General features: G+C 60.2%; 18 protein-coding genes. 9 read left to right on the plus strand and 9 right to left on the minus strand.

The genetic code is table 11. The annotated features are described in order from the left end of the window. Position 1 precedes the first annotated feature (1 nt). Complete coding sequence (locus BN1139_RS15320) at positions 2–1,039, minus strand: glycosyltransferase family 9 protein (protein WP_005339514.1); 1,038 nt, start codon at positions 1,037–1,039, stop codon at positions 2–4. 134 nt (positions 1,040–1,173) lie between these two features. Between BN1139_RS15320 and coaD the strand changes: the two genes are divergently transcribed. Then, entirely contained in the window at positions 1,174–1,656 is a 483-nt protein-coding gene (gene coaD, locus BN1139_RS15325) for a pantetheine-phosphate adenylyltransferase (protein ID WP_005356008.1), read from the plus strand. 105 nt (positions 1,657–1,761) lie between these two features. Here the strand turns inward: coaD and BN1139_RS15330 are convergent, their stop codons facing one another. The 6 genes from BN1139_RS15330 to radC form a co-directional block, all read right to left on the minus strand. Further along, entirely contained in the window at positions 1,762–2,697 is a 936-nt protein-coding gene (locus BN1139_RS15330) for a VirK/YbjX family protein (protein WP_005356007.1), read from the minus strand. Positions 2,698–2,811: 114 nt separating this feature from the next. Beyond that, a complete protein-coding gene (gene mutM / locus BN1139_RS15335) occupies positions 2,812–3,624 on the minus strand; it encodes a bifunctional DNA-formamidopyrimidine glycosylase/DNA-(apurinic or apyrimidinic site) lyase (RefSeq protein ID WP_005356002.1) in 813 nt (270 codons plus the stop codon). Positions 3,625–3,648: 24 nt separating this feature from the next. Then, complete coding sequence (locus tag BN1139_RS15340) at positions 3,649–4,104, minus strand: hypothetical protein (protein ID WP_005355994.1); 456 nt, start codon at positions 4,102–4,104, stop codon at positions 3,649–3,651. A 93-nt stretch (positions 4,105–4,197) separates the two neighbouring features. After that, positions 4,198–4,365: a 50S ribosomal protein L33 gene (rpmG, locus tag BN1139_RS15345; RefSeq protein WP_005307500.1), complete on the minus strand. Its 168-nt coding sequence runs from the start codon at positions 4,363–4,365 to the stop codon at positions 4,198–4,200. 11 nt (positions 4,366–4,376) lie between these two features. Beyond that, entirely contained in the window at positions 4,377–4,613 is a 237-nt protein-coding gene (gene rpmB, locus BN1139_RS15350) for a 50S ribosomal protein L28 (protein ID WP_005307492.1), read from the minus strand. Between the two features lie 136 nt (positions 4,614–4,749). Next, complete coding sequence (gene radC, locus BN1139_RS15355) at positions 4,750–5,424, minus strand: RadC family protein (RefSeq protein ID WP_005355991.1); 675 nt, start codon at positions 5,422–5,424, stop codon at positions 4,750–4,752. 147 nt (positions 5,425–5,571) lie between these two features. Between radC and coaBC the strand changes: the two genes are divergently transcribed. The 5 genes from coaBC (at position 5,572) to pgi (ending at position 10,978) form a co-directional block, all read left to right on the plus strand. Next, positions 5,572–6,774, plus strand: a complete 1,203-nt coding sequence (gene coaBC / locus BN1139_RS15360) for a bifunctional phosphopantothenoylcysteine decarboxylase/phosphopantothenate--cysteine ligase CoaBC (RefSeq protein ID WP_005355988.1) — start codon at positions 5,572–5,574, stop codon at positions 6,772–6,774. An 81-nt stretch (positions 6,775–6,855) separates the two neighbouring features. After that, a complete protein-coding gene (gene dut / locus BN1139_RS15365; RefSeq protein WP_005355985.1) occupies positions 6,856–7,314 on the plus strand; it encodes a dUTP diphosphatase in 459 nt (152 codons plus the stop codon). Positions 7,315–7,382: 68 nt separating this feature from the next. Continuing rightward, entirely contained in the window at positions 7,383–7,979 is a 597-nt protein-coding gene (gene slmA, locus BN1139_RS15370) for a nucleoid occlusion factor SlmA (protein WP_005339495.1), read from the plus strand. A gap of 165 nt (positions 7,980–8,144) precedes the next feature. Next, positions 8,145–8,981: a mechanosensitive ion channel domain-containing protein gene (locus BN1139_RS15375; RefSeq protein WP_005339493.1), complete on the plus strand. Its 837-nt coding sequence runs from the start codon at positions 8,145–8,147 to the stop codon at positions 8,979–8,981. A 347-nt stretch (positions 8,982–9,328) separates the two neighbouring features. After that, entirely contained in the window at positions 9,329–10,978 is a 1,650-nt protein-coding gene (gene pgi, locus BN1139_RS15380; protein ID WP_005355982.1) for a glucose-6-phosphate isomerase, read from the plus strand. Positions 10,979–11,134: 156 nt separating this feature from the next. Here the strand turns inward: pgi and ilvC are convergent, their stop codons facing one another. Then, positions 11,135–12,616 carry a ketol-acid reductoisomerase gene (gene ilvC, locus BN1139_RS15385; protein WP_005355979.1) on the minus strand — a complete coding sequence of 494 codons (1,482 nt, stop codon included), beginning with the start codon at positions 12,614–12,616 and terminating at the stop codon, positions 11,135–11,137. 221 nt (positions 12,617–12,837) lie between these two features. On the opposite strand from ilvC, the gene ilvY reads away from it, so the two are divergent. Next, positions 12,838–13,731: an HTH-type transcriptional activator IlvY gene (gene ilvY, locus BN1139_RS15390; RefSeq protein WP_005342097.1), complete on the plus strand. Its 894-nt coding sequence runs from the start codon at positions 12,838–12,840 to the stop codon at positions 13,729–13,731. Here ilvY and BN1139_RS15395 read toward each other — a convergent pair. Then, the gene (locus tag BN1139_RS15395) at positions 13,720–14,580 is read right to left on the minus strand and encodes a transporter substrate-binding domain-containing protein (protein WP_041202832.1); all 861 of its coding nucleotides are present in this window, start codon (positions 14,578–14,580) and stop codon (positions 13,720–13,722) included. The two genes, ilvY and BN1139_RS15395, sit on opposite strands and share 12 nt — an antisense overlap. Before the next feature lie 192 nt (positions 14,581–14,772). On the opposite strand from BN1139_RS15395, the gene BN1139_RS15400 reads away from it, so the two are divergent. Further along, the gene (locus tag BN1139_RS15400; RefSeq protein WP_005339486.1) at positions 14,773–14,964 is read left to right on the plus strand and encodes a hypothetical protein; all 192 of its coding nucleotides are present in this window, start codon (positions 14,773–14,775) and stop codon (positions 14,962–14,964) included. Between the two features lie 73 nt (positions 14,965–15,037). Continuing rightward, complete coding sequence (locus BN1139_RS15405) at positions 15,038–17,620, plus strand: bifunctional acetate--CoA ligase family protein/GNAT family N-acetyltransferase (protein ID WP_005355969.1); 2,583 nt, start codon at positions 15,038–15,040, stop codon at positions 17,618–17,620. Positions 17,621–17,750 lie beyond the last annotated feature (130 nt).

The following is a 17,750-nucleotide window of genomic DNA, read 5'->3' on the forward strand; positions in this document are numbered from 1 at the left end:
GTTACTTGCGCCAGAAAGGCGCCGCCCAGCGGGCCATCACCGGCACCATGGTCTTGGGATCGAGTTGACTCATATCCTCAGGATGGTCGCTATCCTCCGGCGGGCTGAAGGCGAGGTGACGCCCTTCGCTGTTGAGGGGCTTCCAGCGCAGCGGAGTAGCGGAGCGGCGCATCGGGAAGAAGCCGATGGTCGGCACATCGAGCGCGCCAGCGATATGGAGCGGGCCAGTACTGCCAGCGATAAACAGGGCTGCGTTGGCCAGCACCTGACAGAACATCGGCAGACCATCGCTGGAGCGGTAGATCCAGCCGTTGCCACCGTGGGCCAGCAACTCGGCCGCCAGCTGTTCGGCCATCTTCTCCTCGCCCGGGCCTGCGGTCAGCACGCACTGCAGCTCGGGGCAGGCCTGATTGAGCTTGATGATGATGCGGGCATACTGCTCGATGGAGAGGTTGTTGGCAGACCCACCGCTACCGGCATGCACCATCAGCCAGGGGCGGCTGGCATCGAGCTTGAGCTTGAGTGCCAGCTGTTCGCGCACCTGTAGCAGGGTCTCGTCATCGAACTGCAGGAAGGGGGTCTTGGGCTCCACCACGGCCACCTGCTGATCGGCCAGGAAGCGGCGGATCAGCTCCAGGTTGTACTCGGACTCCGGCTTTTGGGAGCGGGAGCGACGCTGCACCAGTCGCTGGTTGTAGAGCACCTGCGCCAGCTTGGTCGCCGGGGCCAGCCGGTAAGGGATGTGCGCCTTCCACACCAGCATGGCGTTGCGGGAGTTGGAGAAGAGGCAGATGGACGCGTCGAACGCCGCCGCCTTGATCCGCGCCAGCAGCGCTCGCTGTTGCTCCTTGTCGGCCCGCACGCCCGGATCGATGATCACCTCGTCAATCCAGGGGCAGAGCCGGGCCAGCGGCGCCGTGTAGGCCGGAACCAGGGCAGTCACATGACACTCCATGGAGCCTTTGAGCATGGCGAAGCTAGGCCACGCCAGCATGAAGTCACCAATCTTGTCATTGCGAACGACCAGAATACGTTTCATAAAAAATCCCTTTGCTCCCTGTCACCAATGCAAGGAGGCTTGATGCGCGATGGCGTATTCTTGCCTGATGCACTGCTATTCTCAAGCGACGACCTTATAATGCGACCAAATTTCCAGGTTGCAGGACCGCAAAGATGACTACCAGGGTAATTTATCCCGGGACTTTTGATCCCGTTACCAATGGCCACGCCGATCTCATCGGCCGCGCCGCCAAGCTGTTTGACGAGGTGGTGGTCGGGGTCGCCAACAGCCCGAGCAAGCGCCCGCTGTTCGATCTGGCAGAACGTGTCCAGCTTGTCCAGCAAGTGACCAGCCAGCTTCCCAACGTCAAGGTGGTGGGCTTCTCCGGTCTGCTGGTCGATTTTGCCAAAGAGCATCAGGCCAACGTGCTGATCCGCGGCCTGCGCGCCGTCTCCGACTTCGAGTACGAGTTCCAGCTGGCCAATATGAACCGCCGCCTGATGCCGGAGCTGGAAAGCGTCTTCCTCACCCCGGCGGAGGAGAACTCCTTTATCTCCTCCACTCTGGTGAAAGAGGTGGCGCTGCACGGTGGCGACATTCGTCAGTTTGTCGACCCCGTGGTGGCCCAGGCCATCGCAGCCAAACAGAAAGGGTGATCCCCTTCCATACTCGCCATTCCCAACGGCAACTACGAACAAGGGCTACCCACGGGTAGCCCTTGTTGTATCTCTCTCGCATGGAGAGGTCAGCCTGCTTGCCGTTTACTGACGGGCAAACTGCTCATTCATCTCCTGCACCAGCAGATCGAGCCACTCGTAGCGGCGCCGATACATGGCCCGCTTCTTGGAAGCGATCTCCTCAAGCGGCTTGCGCGGCTGGGCTTGCAGTGCGACGAAGTTGGTATCCACATCCCGGGCGTCGAACTCCTGCCACAGCTCGTCATAATCGGCCTGCAAATTGGCTTTCTGCTTGCTGCTGTAGCGCTTGGCCTGAAACACGTGGGCCCGCTTGCGCACCGCCAGCACCTCTGCCGCCCCCATGCTCTGCGCCAGTTGCAGCACCAGTTGCACCAGCAGGGATTTGGGCCGCAGGCCGTGCCCCTCTTTGGTCAGCTCGCGCACCCGATCCTGGGCATTGTCGACTGCAGGCTCCGGCCCCTGCATGGAGCCGATCATCAGAATCAAACGATCCGCACTGCCCGCCAGCGAAAAAGCACAGCTGTAGAGGCGCTGCCCCTCGCCGTTGACGATGGATAGCGCCAGCTCGGCCTCGCGGCGGAAGGTGCCATCGTGGCGCAGCAGAATGCGGCAGCCGCTCTGGGGATAGTGCCCCAGCGCGATCCCCTCGCCCAGATAGAGGGGGTCGATCAGCTGCGGGTAGCACTCCAGCAGCAACCGATAGTGATTTTCCAGCATCTCGACCCGCTCACGGGCGCTGGCACAGGCGAAGCGATAGGGTCGCATCGGCTTGTCGAGCAGCTCGGGATAGACCGCTGGCAGTGCCTTGAGCGAGTCGCACTGAAACAGGCTGAAGACCCGGCTCAGCGACTTGCGATAGAGCAGGCTGCGCAGCACGAACTTGCCGCGATTGAAGGTTTTCCGGTCACATCCCTCGGGGTAGAGGAAGCGGGCCATGGATTTTGCGCAATAACGCTCCTGCCGGGATAAATATTCCCAGTCTATTGATTTAACTGTCATTTTTATATTCTCAAACCGCCTGAACGGTCGGGATACTAGTGACAGCTGTGCAAATCTTCAACAGAGTGGAAATACGCTGTTACAACTTCCCCCGGATCGGGGCAAAAAGTGCGCTCAGCGCTGGCAATGACTGCAAAAAACCGTGGTGCGCTGGCCCATTCTTGTCTCGGTCAGCAGGGTGTGGCAGTGGAAACAGGGCTGACCGCCACGGCCATAAACCTGCAACTGCTGCACGAAATAGCCCGGCTTGCCATCGGCGCTAGTGAAATCCTTAAGAGTAGTGCCGCCCTGGCGAATCGCCTCGGCCAACACCCGCTTGATCTCGGCCACCAGGGTTCCCAGCCGCTCGGCACTGATATTGCCCACCGCCCGTTTGGGGTGAATGCCGGCAGCATAGAGCGCCTCGTTGGCGTAGATGTTGCCCACCCCGACCACCACCTGATTGTCCATCAGGAACTGTTTTATGGCGGTGCTGCGCCCCTTGGCGCGCCCCTGCAGGTAATCAGCACTGAAGGCATCGGTGAGCGGCTCTGGCCCCAGCTTGGCGAGCAGCGCGTGGGCTTCGGCCGGTTCACGGGTCCAGAGCAGGGCACCGAAGCGGCGCGGATCGTTGAGCCGCAGCAGCTTGCCATTCTCCAGCTCGATATCCACGTGGTCGTGCTTCTCGGCCGGGGTGCCGATATCCAGCACCCGCAGGCTGCCGGACATCCCCAGATGAAGGATGGCGGTGCCGAAATCAGTCTCCAGCAGCAGGTATTTGGCACGCCGACGCACCCGATGGATGGTGAGGTCCACCAGCTCCTGAATCTCACCGGGGATCGGCCAGCGCAGGCGACCATCCCGCACCACCACGCGCGTCACCTTGATACCGGTGAGCCAAGGGGAGATCCCCTGACGACTGACTTCAACTTCTGGCAATTCGGGCATGGGCACCTCGCAAGGAAAAGGAACTCAGGGGGCAGGACGCAGCAGATCGCGATACTGCTCGGCAGTGAGGGCGAGCCAGAGACCGGAGGGCAGCTGGGCGCCATATTGGCCGCTGTTCTGATAGAGGCCGATCTCGACCGGATCGCTCTGGCCGGCAATCCACACCTTGATGGTCACCGGGGTACCGCGCACCACCTCGCCGGGGGGCAGCAACCAGCTCTGCCAGCGTGCCAGACGGGCATCCAGCTGAGCAGTGTCGAGCCCCAAATCCGGCACGCTGCGCCAGCCCTGACCGATCCGCTCAATCTGCCAACTAGGCCCCTGCCAAGTGAGCACCACAGACGCATCCGGCAACAAGGGGCGAGCCCGCTTGGCGCTGTTCTCCTGCTGGGCAGTCTCCATACGATGCAACAGGGTGATCACGATCAGCACCACCACAATGATCACGTTATTCCAGCCTTTGCGGCTCAATTTGAACATGGCAAGCCTCCCTTTGAACCGGCAGTGTACTGAATTCGGCGCATAAAAAAACCCGGCACGAAGCCGGGTTTTTGGGAATGCAGCATCAAGTAATTACTTGATTTTGCCTTCCTTGTAGATCACATGCTGACGAACAACGGGATCAAACTTTTTGATCTCCATTTTTTCGGGCATGGTGCGCTTGTTTTTGGTAGTGGTATAGAAGTGACCAGTACCGGCGCTGGAGTTCAGGCGAATTTTCTCGCGAATACCTTTAGCCATGATCTAATTCCTTATACCTTAACACCGCTGGCGCGCAGTTCAGCCAGAACCACTTCAACGCCACGCTTGTCGATGATACGCATGCCTTTTGCGGATACGCGCAGGCTTACGAAGCGTTTTTCACTCTCAACCCAGAAACGGTGAGTGTGCAGGTTCGGCAGGAAACGACGCTTGGTGGCGTTGTTAGCGTGCGAACGGTTGTTACCAACTGCCGGGCGCTTGCCGGTTACTTGGCATACTCTAGACATGTCAGTCTCTCCAAATCTTACTTCATTGCTCGAGCAAATATCTGCCCCGCTGGCCTTCGATTGCGGGGCAAACAGAAGGCGGCATTTTATACAGCATCCGTGATCAAAGATCAACTAATACGGTGCCAGAGCACAGTTATAGCCAACCGCGCTCGGCAAAAGAAACCGTGATGCCATCACCGATCACCAAGTGATCCAGCACTCTGATATCGATCAGGGCCAAAGCGGCCGTGATCCGATCCGTGATCTGGCGGTCGGCCCTACTGGGCTCGGCGACGCCGGACGGGTGATTATGCGCCAGAATCACCGCGGCTGCATTATGTTTGAGCGCGATCTGCACGATTTCTCTTGGCCAGACGCTCGCCGAGTCGATGGTGCCGAAAAAAAGCTCAACAAATTGAATGACTCTGTGCTGATTGTCGAGCAACAGCAGGGCAAACACCTCGCGTGGCCGATCCCGCAGCTGGGCCTGCAGATAGTCGCGGGTCAGCTGGGGTGAAGTGAGGACATCGCCCCGTTGCAGCTGCTCGGCCAGATGGCGTCTGGCCATCTCCAGCACCGCCTGCAACTGGGCATATTTGGCCGGGCCAAGGCCGTGCGCCTCGCAGAATGCCCGTTGATCCGCCCCCAGCAAGCTGCGCAAAGAGCCGAATTGATTCAATAGATTACGTGAAAGATCCACTGCACTCAGGCCATTGACGCCAGTGCGCAGAAAGATGGCGAGCAGCTCGGCATCGGAGAGCGCCGCGGGCCCCTGACGCAGCAGCTTCTCTCTGGGGCGTTCATCTTCCGGCCACTCTTTGATGCTCATTTGTCTCTCCCTCATCCCTGTTGAGAAAAAACATAGCAAAAAATTGCGCGCGCCCGACCACACCCCTTGATGCCAACCCCTGTCGTCATCCATTGCCTGTGGTATCTTAGCCGACCAGTCAGAATGAGCCGGATAGAGAAACAGCAGATGAGATTGGCCGATAAACGCATCCTGTTGGGTGTCAGTGGCGGGATCGCCGCCTACAAGAGTGCCGAGCTGGTACGCCGCCTGAAAGATCAGGGTGCCGAAGTGCGGGTGGTGATGACCCGCTCCGCCAAGGAGTTCATCACCCCGCTGACCCTGCAGGCGGTCTCCGGTCATCCGGTGGCCTACAGCCTGCTGGATCCCTCTGCCGAAGCGGGCATGGGCCATATCGAACTGGCCAAGTGGGCCGATCTGGTACTGATCGCCCCCGCCAGCGCCAACCTGATGGCACGGATGGCCGCCGGCATGGCCGACGAACTGCTGACCACCCTCTGTCTGGCCACTCCGGCACCCATCGCACTGGCGCCCGCCATGAACCAGCAGATGTATCTCAACGCCGCCACCCAGGCCAACCTCAAGACCCTGGCCAGCCGCGGCATTCTGCTGTGGGGGCCGGATGCCGGCAGCCAGGCCTGTGGCGATGTGGGCCCGGGGCGGATGCTGGATCCCCTCGAACTGGTGGATCGCTGCTGTCAGCAGCTGGCCGCCGAGCCCTTGCTGGCAGGCGTCAAGCTGCTGCTCACCGCAGGGCCAACCCGCGAGGCGCTGGATCCGGTGCGCTACATCAGCAACCACAGCTCCGGCAAGATGGGCTACGCCATCGCCCAAGCTGCCCGTGAAGCGGGCGCCGAAGTGACGCTGGTGAGCGGCCCGGTGACGCTGGCTACACCTGCTGGAGTCACCCGCATCGATGTCGAGAGCGCCGAGCAGATGCATCAGGCGGTGATGAGCCGGGTCGGCGAGTGCGACCTCTTCATCGGCTGCGCGGCCGTGGCCGACTACCGTCCTGAGCAGGTCGCCAGCCAGAAGATCAAGAAGACCGGCGACAACGACCAGATGGTGGTGAAGCTGGTGAAGAATCCCGACATCATCGCGGCCGTCGGTGCCCTTTCAGACAAACCCTTCACCGTCGGATTTGCCGCCGAAACCGTGGATGTGGAACAATACGCCCTCGACAAGTTGCAACGTAAGCGGCTGGACATGATCGCCGCCAACGATGTGTCCCGCGAGGGGCAAGGCTTCAACGCCGATGACAACGCCCTGACCGTGTTCTGGCAAGGGGGCCAGGCCCCGCTGCCGCTGGCCGACAAGCTGACGCTGGCCCGTCACCTGATCGCCCTGATTGCACGCCACTACCGGCACTGAGCGTCCCGAAAGAACAAGACTCACGGCGCCCCGCCTTGCCAAGAGGGGCGCCAATACAAGATCCAACTGAAAAAGCGATTCATGACTACACAAATTGAACTGAAGATTCTGGATGCCCGTATCGGTACCGAGTTCCCGCTGCCCGCCTACGCAACACCGGGCTCTGCCGGCATGGATCTGCGCGCACTGCTGGATGCGCCGCTGACTCTGGCTCCGGGTGATACCACCCTGGTGCCGACCGGTCTGGCCATTCACATCCAGGATCCGGGTCTGTGTGCCACCATCCTGCCCCGCTCCGGCCTCGGCCATAAGCACGGCATCGTGCTGGGCAACCTGGTCGGTCTTATCGATTCCGATTACCAGGGTCAGCTGATGGTCTCGGTCTGGAACCGCGGCAAAGATGAGTTCACCATGCAACCCGGCGAGCGCATCGCCCAGCTGGTGATCATGCCGGTAGTTCAGGCCAGCTTCCAACTGGTCGATGAGTTCAATCAGAGCGAACGAGGTGAAGGCGGTTTTGGTTCTTCTGGTCGCCAATAACAGACCACACCAGCCCGATGGGCGGTGCTTAATAACAGAATCAAGCCATTGTTTTTTTAGGGGAATCCATGGCAAGCAGTAATCAGAAACAGAGTCGGCGCGATCAGATCCTGCAAGCGCTCGCCCATATGCTGGAAACCAGTCCGGGGCAGCGTATCACCACGGCCCGTCTGGCGGCCGAGGTCGGCGTCTCTGAAGCAGCCCTCTATCGACATTTTCCCAGCAAGGCGCGGATGTTCGAGGGGCTGATCGACTTTATCGAGGATTCCCTGCTGTCACGGGTCAATCTGATCATGGCGGAAGAGAAGGACACCATGGCGCGCTGCCACCATATCCTGCAGCTGCTGCTGGTGTTCGCCGAGCGCAATCCCGGCATTACCCGCATCCTCAATGGCGACGCCCTGCTGGGTGAGCACGATCGGCTGCGGGATCGCATCAGCATCCTGTTCGACAAGCTGGAGACCCAGATCAAGCAGGTGCTGCGCGAGAAGCGGCTGCGCGAGGGGCAAGGCTTCCAGCTCGACGAGACCATGCTGGCCAATCTGCTGCTGGCCTACACCGAAGGCCGCATCAGCCAGTTCGTGCGCTCCGAGTTCAAGCTCAAGCCGACCGCCGGTTTTGAAGATCAGTGGCAATTTATCCGCAGCCAGCTGCTGCAGAGCTGATGGTTTTTTCGCATCATTCAGCAAAAAGAAGGGAGGCTTTGGCCTCCCTTCTTTTTTGTGTCAGGTTTTTATGGCAGAAAAGAAGTACCAGATGCGACCCGTACTGTCGCGCTGCGGTGTTAGATTTATCCACCATAAACCTTTTAGAACCTGACAGGACATCCTATGGAACCCGAAATCATTACCGAAGCGCAGACCTGGCTGGTCAATAATCAGGGACTGCTGATCGAATACGGCGTCAATATCGCCGCCGCCCTGCTGACCCTGCTGGTCGGCTATATCGCCGCCAACCTCATCAGCGGTGGCGTGGTCAAGGTGATGCAGGCCCGCAAGCTGGACACCACAGTCACCCACTTCGTCGGCAGCATCCTCAAATACGCCATTCTGGTGTTCGTGGTGATCGCCGCGCTGGGCCGTGTCGGCGTGCAGACCGCCTCCTTCGTCGCCATTATCGGTGCCGCCGGTCTGGCCATCGGTCTGGCGCTGCAAGGCTCGCTCTCCAACTTCGCTGCCGGCTTCCTGCTGATCATCTTCCGCCCCATCAAGGCGGGCGAGTTCATCGAAGTGGCAGGTACCGCGGGTGTAGTACAGTCCGTTCAGCTCTTTACCACTACCCTCACCTCCGGTGACAACAAGATGGTGGTAGTACCGAACTCCGCCATCCTCAACGGCACCATCGTCAATTACTCGCGCATGGATACCCGCCGCGTCGATATGACCTTTGGCATCGGCTACGGTTCTGACCTGCGCAAGGCCAAACAGATCCTCGAGCGTCTGGTAAGCGAAGAGCCGCGCATCCTGAAAGATCCGGCCGCTACCATCGCCGTTGCCGCGCTGGCCGACTCCTCGGTCAATATCGTGGTGCGCCCCTGGGTGAAAACCGCTGACTACTGGGGTGTCTGGTTCGACTTCCACGAGAAGGTGAAACTGACCTTTGATGCCGAAGGCATCGAGATCCCCTTCCCGCAGATGGTGATGCACATGCAAAAACCGCAGGCGTGATCGCGGTTCTGCTGCAACAGACAATGCCAGCCTTCGGGCTGGCATTGTCGTTTCTGGCCCCAGCCCATGGCCATGTCGGTGCATAACCACGCCAACCGGATGAAAACAATTTCAGGCTATCGGGGTGGCCCCAATCATGAGCAAGCGCAAGATCCGCCTTGCTTTCGTGACACATAATCCCAATGTTCTGGTTGTATGCTCCCGACACTGACCCATTGCGGTAAAAGACAATCGGTAAAAATCTGTTACACGGGCCGCCCGATCGGCTCGCTATAATGCTCGGATAATAAGGTTTGGCGGGACCTTGCCTGCAAGGTTCAAACACAACTTGGCATTTCAGGAATCCTATGAAAAATATCAATCCAACCCAAACCCAGGCCTGGCAGGCACTGGAAGCCCACTTTGCAGCAAACAAAGAGACTCGACTCAAGGATCTGTTCGCGCAGGACCCGAAGCGCTTTGACAAGTTTTCCCTTACCTTCGGCGGCGACATCCTGGTTGATTACTCGAAGAACCTGATCACCGAAGAAACCCTCAAGTTGCTGGTTGATCTGGCCAAAGAGACCGATCTTCGCAGCGCGATCGATGCCATGTTCAATGGCGACAAGATCAACATGACCGAAGGGCGCTCCGTACTGCACGTGGCCCTGCGCAACCGCTCCGACCGCCCCATCGAGTGCGACGGCAAGGATGTGATGCCGGAAGTGAACGCCGTGCTGGCCAAGATGAAAGGCTTCTGCGAGAAGATCATCTCCGGCGAATGGAAAGGCTACACCGGCAAAGCGATCCAGCACGTGGTCAACATCGGTATCGGTGGCTCTGATCTCGGCCCGGTGATGATCACCGAGGCACTGCGTCCCTACAAAAACCACCTGCAGATGCACTTCGTCTCCAACGTCGATGGCACCCACATCGCCGAGACCCTGAAGAAGATCGATCCGGAAACCACCCTGTTCCTGGTGGCCTCCAAGACCTTCACCACCCAGGAGACCATGACCAACGCCCTGACCGCCCGCGACTGGTTCATCAAGATCGCCGGTGACAAGGCCCACGTTGCCAAGCACTTCGCTGCCCTCTCCACCAACGGCAAGGCCGTGGCCGAGTTCGGTATCGACACCAACAACATGTTCGAGTTCTGGGACTGGGTTGGCGGCCGCTACTCCTCCTGGTCTGCCATCGGCATGCCCATCGCCCTGTCTGTCGGTTTCGAGAACTTCGAAGCCCTGCTGCAAGGCGCCTTCGAGATGGACATGCACTTCGCCACTGCCTCTTATGAGCAGAACGTGCCGGTGCTGCTGGCGCTGATTGGCCTGTGGTACAACAACTTCTACGGTGCCGAGTCCGAAGCCATTCTGCCGTACGACCAGTACATGCACCGCTTCCCTGCCTACTTCCAGCAAGGCAACATGGAATCCAACGGCAAGTACGTGGATCGCAACGGCAAGCCGGTTGACTACCAGACCGGCCCCATCATCTGGGGTGAGCCGGGCACCAACGGCCAGCACGCCTTCTACCAGCTGATCCATCAGGGCACCAAGCTGATCCCCTGTGACTTCCTGGCACCGGCCATCAGCCACAACCCGATCGGTGACCACCATCCGAAACTGCTGGCCAACTTCTTCGCCCAGACCGAGGCGCTGGCCTTCGGCAAGAGCAAGGAAGAGGTTGAAGCCGAGTTCCTAGCGGCTGGCAAAACCCTGGAGCAGGTCAAGGATCTGGTGCCGTTCAAGGTGTTCGAAGGCAACCGCCCGACCAACTCCATCCTGTTCAAGAGCCTGACCCCGAAAACCCTGGGCGCCCTGATCGCCATGTACGAACACAAGATCTTCGTACAGGGCGCAATCTGGAACATCTTCTCCTTCGACCAGTGGGGCGTGGAGCTGGGCAAACAGCTGGCCAACAAGATCCTGCCGGAGCTGGGCAACAACGAGGCTGTCACCAGCCACGACTGCTCCACCAACGGCCTGATCAACACCTGGAAAGCGTGGAAAGCCTGATTTATCGGGCCTTTCTGAATGCAAAAGCCCCGCTCGATGAGCGGGGCTTTTTTATGGCTGTCAGGCTGATTTTTCTGGCTGGCCGAGCGGGTGTCCAGTCCGACCGGCGACGGGGATCGTCATCCCCGCCCCTTCATCATCCAGCCCGATGCGGGCTTAACCGCCAACGGCGATGCGTTTCATGTCTTTCATATAACCACGCAGTACCTGGCCGATTTTTTCGATCGGGTGGTTGCGGGTCGCTTCGTTGGCCGCCAGCAGCGCCAGGTTATCCACGCTCTGCCCTTCCGCCTTGCTGGCACCCAGATCGCCCGCTTTCAGGGTCGGCATGAAGTGCTCGCGCAGCAAGGGCACGGCGGCGTTGGCGAACAGGTAGTTACCGTATTCGGCGGTGTCGGAGATGACCACGTTCATCTCGTACAGACGCTTGCGAGCAACTGTGTTGGCGATCAGCGGCAGCTCGTGCAGGGATTCGTAGTAGGCAGACTCCTCGTAGATACCGGAGGCCACCATGGTCTCGAACGCCAGCTCGACACCCGCCTTGACCATTGCCACCATCACCACGCCATTGTCGAAGTACTCCTGCTCGGCAATCTTGCCAGCGAACGCCGGGGCGTTTTCGAAGGCGGATTTGCCGGTCTCTTCACGCCAGGTGAACAGTTTGACGTCATCTTCGGCCCAGTCGGCCATCATGCCGCGGGAGAACTCACCGGCGATGATGTCGTCCATGTGCTTCTCGAACAGCGGGCGCATCAGGGTCTTGAGCTGCTCGGAGAGCTCGAAGGCGCGCAGCTTGGCAGGGTTGGAGAGGCGGTCCATCATCAGGCTGATACCACCCTGTTTCAGGGCTTCGGTGATGGTCTCCCAGCCGAACTGGATCAGCTTGCCGGCGTAGGCCGGGTCGGTGCCTTCGGCAACCAGTTTGTCGTAGCAGAGCAGAGAACCGGCCTGCAGCATGCCGCAGAGGATGGTCTGCTCGCCCATCAGGTCAGATTTCACTTCCGCTACGAAGGAGGATTCCAGCACCCCGGCACGGTCGCCGCCGGTGGCAGAGGCCCACGCCTTGGCGATGGCCATGCCTTCGCCTTTCGGGTCATTTTCAGGGTGAACGGCGATCAGGGTCGGCACACCAAAGCCACGCTTGTACTCTTCACGCACTTCGGTGCCCGGGCACTTGGGCGCAACCATCACGACGGTGATATCGGAGCGGATCTGCTGACCCTCTTCCACCACGTTGAAGCCGTGGGAGTAGCCCAGCGCAGCACCCTGCTTCATCAGCGGCATCACGGTCTTCACCACATCAGAGTGCTGTTTGTCCGGAGTCAGGTTCAGCACCAGATCGGCTGTCGGGATCAGCTCTTCATAGGTGCCGACCGCGAAGCCGTTGTCGGTGGCCTTCTGCCAGGAGGCGCGCTTCTCGGTGATGGCGGCCTTGCGCAGGGCGTAGGAGATATCCAGCCCGGAGTCACGCATGTTCAGGCCCTGGTTCAGACCCTGGGCACCACAGCCCACAATCACCACCTTCTTGCCCTTCAGCACGTTGCAGCCGTCCGCGAACTCTTCGCGCTGCATGAAACGACACTTGCCCAGCTGGGCCAACTGCTGACGCAGGTTCAAGGTGTTGAAATAGTTAGCCATGGTGATTGCTCCGTTCGATTGATTCCATGCCGGATAGCGGCGTTGTCTGAACCACTATAGCGCGGGACACTTATTGCCTGAACTGATATATTCGAAACAGTACGTTGCAATAACTGAAACGTTCACCCTTTATAATTGCCTGCTGAATGTACCGCGAGATGGCAAAAACAAGCCGCCAACCGCTGGATATCGGGCACACCAGCCGCGCCAGGAGCTGAAAGATGGATCTTCGCAATCTCGAGCTGTTTCTACACCTCGCCGACTCCCTTCATTTCGGCAAGAGCGCCGATGCCATGGCGGTCAGCCCTTCCACCCTGAGCCGCGCCATCCAGCGGCTGGAGCAGGAGACAGGCTGCATCCTGTTCGAGCGGGACAACCGCTCGGTGCGGCTCACCCCTGCCGGCGAGAAACTGCGGGAGTTTGGCGGCGGCCTGTTGCAGGAGTGGCGTCAGCTCAAGCAGGAGCTCAAACGCAGCGATGAACCGCTACAGGGGCGGCTGCGGGTATTCTGCTCGGTCACTGCCAGTTACTTTCTGCTGCCCGAGGTGCTGGAGCGCTTTCGCCGCCGCTACCCCCAGCTGGAGATCAAGCTGGAGACCGGCGACCCGGCGCTAGCGGTGGACAAGATCCTGGCCGATGAAGCCGATCTCGCCATCGCCGCCCGCCCCGATGCCCTGCCCGCCAAGTTGGAGTTCGCCAGCCTTCAGCTGGTGCCGCTGGTCTTTATCGCGCCGCGCAACGCCCCGCAACTGAACCAGTGGTTCCGTCAGGGAGAACCTGATTGGGAGCAGTTGCCAGTCATCCTCTCCGAGCAGGGGCTGGCCCGCAAACGCAGCGATCAGTGGTTTCGCAACAAGGGGATCGCGCCCAACATCTACGCCGAAGTGGCGGGTAACGAGGGAATCGTCGCCATGGTGGCGCTCGGCTGTGGCGTGGGGCTGGTGCCGGCAGCGGTGATCGACCATAGCCCGCTCGGCGACAAGGTGCGGATCATCGACCTCAAACCCGCCTTCAAACCATTTGATGTGGGGATCGGGGTACTCAAGAAGCGGCTGGAGGAACCGCTGATCCGCGCCTTCTGGGATACCGCGCAGAATCAGGGCTCACTGCGCTGACACCGGATTATAGATAAGGGCCGGATCGACCATCATCATACGGCTGGGCAGCGGCAAGTCGGGGTTGTGCAGCTCGAGGCGCACCCGCTCATCCAGTTTCAGCCGCCGAATGGTGCTGCCAAATCCCTCTTCAAAGACCCGGTCAAAAGCACCAGACTGCCGCGCCCGCAGCAGGCCAAGCTCGATGCGCTGGGCCAGCTCCGGATATTTTGGCGAGACAAAGAAGAGCAGCGCCAGCGGATAGCGAAACACCAGACGGGGCTCGATGGCGAGATCCGGATGCTGCCTGAGCTCATCCTCGATCTCGATGACCGAACGCAGGAAGCAGTCAAAACGCTTCTTGCGCAGCATGTTGAAGAGCGCCTCATAAAGATTGCCCACCGTCACCTTGAGGCCGTTAGCCCGCAGCAACTGGGTGTCTGGCCAGGATCTGTGCTGGCCGATGGAGAGCCCGGCGCGATGCCAGTCCGCCAACGATCCGATCGCGGCAAAACGTCCCTCATCCCCCTTCCGAACCAGACACACCCGCCACCCCAGCAGCCCCTTGGCCAGCGGAATGTGGATTGCCAGCAACTCCCGCTCTCGCTGACCATCCGGGGCAAAGACACCGACCTGAACCAGCTCGCCGCTGCGCAGCTCCTTCACCGCCCGCCCCTGCTCCATCTGCGGGCTGGAGACCAGCTGGTAAGGGCCATATTCGGGCACGGTGAGATCGAGGGAGAGGCGCAACAACTGGACGACGGCGGGGTTGGGGTGATCCAGCAGCAGATTCCAGGCGCGGATAGGCTGCTCGGTTGCCGTTGCGCCAACCGTCCACAGTGCCATGCACCACCACCAGACTCTGATCATCCTGCGCACCATCCGTGCCTTATGCTCCTCGCCATACTATAACGTCAGCCAGCACCTCAACGGCGCCCTCTCTGAAAGATGTGTGAGCGCTCTCGTGTCAAATCTCGTGTCAAAAGTGACAATAGGCAAACCCGGCAGGTCATCGCAGACTGGGCGTTCATCAACAAACGCCAAGCCGCAGGGAGGAGAGCCATGAAACAGCATCTGGTAGAGATCAAGGGTTCAACCCTGTTTGACGAGTATCTGCAAAGCATGGGCGTACCCAGCACGGCGCTCGATCGGGAGCAGGATATCTATCTGCAGGAACGCCACTTGGGAGCCATTCGCCGGGTGCAGGGCGAACTGCGCTTTTATCTGCGTGCCAATGCCCTCAACAAACGGTGATCAGGATCCGGTCACAGAACCCGCAGCAAAGGCGTATTAGACTGGTATCTTCCCCCTTTTGTCGGGAGTGCCCATGAAAGCAAGCGGTCTGGATCGGCTGTTCAAACCCCACTCAATCGCCGTGATCGGCGCCTCGACCGACCCGCTCAAGGCGGGTCATGTGATCGTGCGCCACCTGCTGGCGGGCCAGTTCAAAGGGCCCATCCTCCCCGTCACCCCGCGTAACAAGGCCATCGCCGGCGTGCTGGCCTATCCCGATATCGCCAGCCTACCGCTGACCCCGGATCTCGCCATCATCTGCACCAGACGGGAGCGGGTCTTGCCGTTGCTGGAAGCGCTCGGCCAAAAGGGCGCGGGGGCGGCCATCATACTGGCCGCCGACTTTTCCCCCGAGGAGCGACTGGAGCTGAAACGGGTCTGCCAGCAATATGGCATTCGCCTGCTCGGCCCCAACAGCATGGGGATGCTGCTGCCCGGCCAGGGGATCAACGCCAGCTTTTCCCCTATTGCCGCCAAGCCGGGGCAGGTCGCCTTTCTCTCGCAATCCGCCGCCGTCAGCACCACCATTCTGGATTGGGCCAAGCAGCATGAACTGGGCTTCTCCGCCTTCATCTCCCTTGGTGATCACTGCGATATCGACTTCGGCCAGCTGCTGGATCAGCTCTCCCGCGACAGCGTCACCCGCGCCATCTTGATCTACATGGACAAGTTGCACGACGCCCGCCACTTTCTCTCGGCTGCGCGGGCAGCATCGCGCAACAAGCCGATCCTGGTGCTGAAAAGCGGGCGCCACGAACCGGCCCACGGCCTCGACAATGTCTATGATGCCGCCATCCGCCGTGCCGGCATGCTGCGGGTACGGGATACCCACGAACTGTTTGCCGCGGTGGAAACCCTCAGCCACTCCATGACCCTCAAGGGAGAGCGACTCGCCATCATCTCCAACGGCCGCGGGCTGGCCAATATGGCGGTGGATGTGCTGCTGGAGCGCGGCGGAAAACTGGCTCGCCCGCCGCTCGATATCGGCAGCGATGCCACCATCACCACCTATCAGGAGGCGCTGGACAGCGTGCTGCAGGAAGATGGCATCGACGCCATCCTGATCATCCACGCCCCCTCGCTCACGGCACCGAGTGCGCCGCTGGCCAGCCATCTTATTGCTCATCTGAAACAGCATCCCAGAGCTCGCCGTTTCAACATCCTCACCAACTGGGCGGGCGAATACTCGGCGCAGGAGGGGCGCAAACTCTTTACCGAGGCGGGCTTCCCGACCTACCGCACGCCGGAAAGCGCCATGGCCGCCTTCATGCACATGGTGGAATACCGCCGCAACCAGAAGCAGTTGATGGAAACCCCGGCATCCCTGCATGGCAACCAGCTCAATGTCGATCTGTGCCAGCAGCTGATCCGCCAAGCGCAGGAGCGCAAACAGCTAAGATTGGATACCCATCTGGTGCACCCGATTTTACAAGCTGCCGGTCTCTCGACCCTGCCAACCTGGATCGTCACCGACGCCATCGAGGCGACCCTCACCGCCGAGCAGATCGGCTATCCGGTGGCGGTAAAACTGCGCTCGCCCGATATCCTGCACAAGTCTGCCGTACACGGTGTGGTGCTCAATCTGCGCACCTCGGCCGAAGTAGCACAGGCTGCAGATGCCATTCTGGACAGGGTCAAACAGCATGATGCGGGCGCCCGCATTGAAGGTTTGCTGGTGCAGCGGATGGCTCGCCGCAGCGGTGGCCTCGAGCTGCGGGTACGCATCCAGCAAGACGCCATCTTTGGCCCCGTCATTCTGCTGGGTGAGTCGGGTGCGGAACCGCAGGAGATGGTGGCAGCGTTACCGCCGCTCAATCAGGCGCTGGCCCGTTACCAGATCATCGGTGCACTCAAGAGTCGCAAGATTCGTGAGCAGGCCACACCGGAACGACTGGATACCGATGCCCTCGGTCAGGTGCTCTGCCAGCTCTCCGAACTGCTGCTCGCCTTTCCTGAGATCCAGGAGCTGGATCTGCACCCGCTGCAAGCGTGCGGTACCGAGATGGTGGTGCTGGATGCCAGCCTCACGCTGGCTGACCCCGCCATCCCGACCAGCAACCGACTGGCAATCCGCCCCTATCCTACCGAACTGGAGGAGGGTGCCTGGCTTAAAGATCAGCGCCATATCCTGCTGCGCCCGATCCGGCCGGAAGATGAACCGGCTCACAAGCAGTTCGTGCTGCAGGTCTCCGATGAAGACAGGTACAAACGCTTCTTCGCCGATGTAGGCGAGCTGGGCCATGAAGAGCTGGCTCGCATGACCCAGATCGATTACGACCGGGAGATGGCCTTCGTAGCGGTGGGGCAAGATGGCGAGCTGCAGGATCAGATCCTCGGCGTGGTACGCGCGATCTCGACCCCGGATCTGAGCGATGCCGAGTTTGCAATTCTGGTGCGATCGGACTTGAAAGGGGTGGGGCTCGGCAAATTGATGATGGAGAAGATCATCCGTTACGCCAAAGAGCAGGGGATTGGCCAGCTATCCGGCATGACCATGCCCAGCAATCGCGGCATGGTCAACCTCGCCAAGCGGCTGGGATTCAAGATCGACGTGCAAATGGAAGAGGGGGTAGTCAATATGGAACTGCCCTGTAGCCAGCAAGCGACAGAAGCCTGATTTGACCACCTGCAGAGTCGTTCAAATTGCTGTGAATGAAACTGATAGGGCTCTGATATAGCCAGAAAATGGCGGGAATAATCGGCTATCTGGCACTCTTACTTGGCAGAGAAAAGCCAGATATTGGTGG

Origin of the sequence: Aeromonas veronii bv. veronii, assembly GCF_000820225.1 — a bacterium.
Taxonomy (GTDB): domain Bacteria; phylum Pseudomonadota; class Gammaproteobacteria; order Enterobacterales; family Aeromonadaceae; genus Aeromonas; species Aeromonas veronii.